Below are 2,162 nucleotides of genomic sequence, written 5' to 3'. Positions count from 1 at the left end.
GAGCAGCTCAAGGCCTATGACGCGCAAGGTCGGTTGGTCGCCGAGCAGGATGCGCTGGGGGCGGTCACCGAATACCGCTACGACGATGCCGGACGGCTGATCGCGCTGATTCCGCCGGACGATGCGCCGACGTCCTACGAGTACCGCAACGGTTTCCTGCACAGCCGCTCACGTGGCGATGCCGTGTGGACGTACCGGCGTAATGCCCAAGGGGACATCACCGAGGCGGTCGATCCGGACGGCCATGTCACCCACTACCACCGCGATGCACAGGGGCGGTTGCTGTCGATCCGTTATCCGGACAGCGGCCGGCACGTGTTTGTGTGGAACGACCTGGGTCAGTTGGTCGAGGAAAGTCTGCCGGACGGTGGGGTTCGCAAGTTTTCCTACGACGCGTTGGGGCGGCGGATTACTGCGCAGGACGAACACGGAGCGGTCACTCGCCATGCCTGGGACGCCGTTGGCCGGCTGATCCAAACAACGCTGCCTACCGGGGCCACACGGGCTTTCAGTTACAGCGCCTACGGCCAGATCACCGCCGAGCGCGATGAACTGGGGCGTATCACCCGCTACGAATATGACGACGACCTGCACCTGGTCAGCCGGCGGATCAACCCCGACGGCACGCGACTGCAATACCGCTACGACCATGCGCAACTGCTGCTGACGGAAATCGAGAACGAATCTGGCGAAAAGTACCGGCTGGACTACACGCCGACCGGACTGATCCGACAGGAAACCGGCTTCGATGGCCGGCGTACCGCCTACGCCTACGACCGGAATGGCCACCTGCTGGAAAAGACCGAGTTCGGCGATGACGGCTCGACGCTGGTCACCGGCTATCAACGTGATGCTGCTGGGCGATTGCTGCTCAAGACCCTGCCGGACGGGGTCGAGGTCAGCTACCGGTATGACCGTTTAGGCCGTTTGGTCGGCGTGGATGACGGCCAGGATCACCCGCTGGCTTTCGAATACGACCTGCAGGACCGGCTGGTGCGCGAGCATCAGGGCTGGGGCACCCTGCGTTACACCTACGACGCCTGCGGCCAGCTCAGCCGGATGCGCCTGCCGGACAACAGCAAGCTCGACTACCACTACGCCAAGGGCGGGGCGCTGACCGCGATCGACCTCAACGGCGCCTTGCTCACCCGTCACGTCTACCAGAACGGCCGCGAACAGCAGCGCCAGCAAGGCCTGCTGCGCAGCGAATATGCCTACGATGAACAGGGCCGCTTACGCGCCCACGCCGTAGGCCATCAACGCAGTGCGCTGTACCGTCGCGACTTTGCCTACAGCGCCAACGGCAATCTCGAACACATCGCCGACACCCGCCACGGCCAGCGCAGCTACCAGTACGACGCCCTCGACCGGCTGATCCGCGTACGCCACACCCGCGACGACCTGCCGGAAAACTTCGCCCACGACCCGGCCGGCAACCTGCTGATGCAGGACCGCCCCGGCCCGACACAGATCAAAGGCAATCGCCTGCAAATACAGGGCGACCGGCACTACGACTACGACGCCTTCGGCAACCTGATCCGCGAACGCCGCGGCCGTGCGCAAACACTGGTCACCGACTACCGCTACGACAGCCAGCACCGCCTGATCGGCCTCACCCGTCCCGACGGCACCAGCGCGACCTACCAATACGACGCCTTCGGCCGGCGCATCCGCAAAACCGTCAACGGCCAGACCACCGAGTTCTTCTGGCAAGGCGACCACCTGATCGCCGAAAGCAGCCCGACCCAGCACCGCAGCTTCATCTACGAACCCGGCACCTTCCGCCCCTTGGCGATGCTCGACGGCAAAGGCCCGAAACGCGCCTGCCCGTTCTACTACCAACTCGACCACCTCGGCACCCCGCAGGAACTGACCGACTACAGCGGCGAGATCGTCTGGTCAGCCAAATACAGCGCCTACGGCAAGGTCACCTCGCTGGAGCTCGCGACCGAGGACTACCTGAACCAGCCGCTGCGCTTTCAGGGGCAATATTTCGATGACGAAAGCGGGCTGCATTACAACCGGCACCGGTACTACGACCCGGACGTGGGACGGTACCTGACGCCGGATCCGGTGAAGTTGGCGGGTGGGCTGAATCAGTACCAGTACGTGCCGAATCCGACGGGGTGGGTGGATCCGTTGGGGTTGACGTCCAACTGTCC

The 2,162-nt window shown here is 64.3% G+C and carries 1 protein-coding gene; it reads left to right on the top strand.

Features of this window, described 5'->3' with window-relative positions; genetic code table 11:
• Positions 1 to 2,162 (top strand): RHS repeat-associated core domain-containing protein (locus ACODTD_RS28780; RefSeq protein WP_489105444.1); only part of this gene is annotated, 2,162 nt, incomplete at both ends.

It is taken from the genome of Pseudomonas sp. FG35, assembly GCF_057809295.1.
The sequence above is the reverse complement of the archived record's forward strand: the minus strand, read 5'-3'. Positions and strand labels throughout refer to the sequence as shown.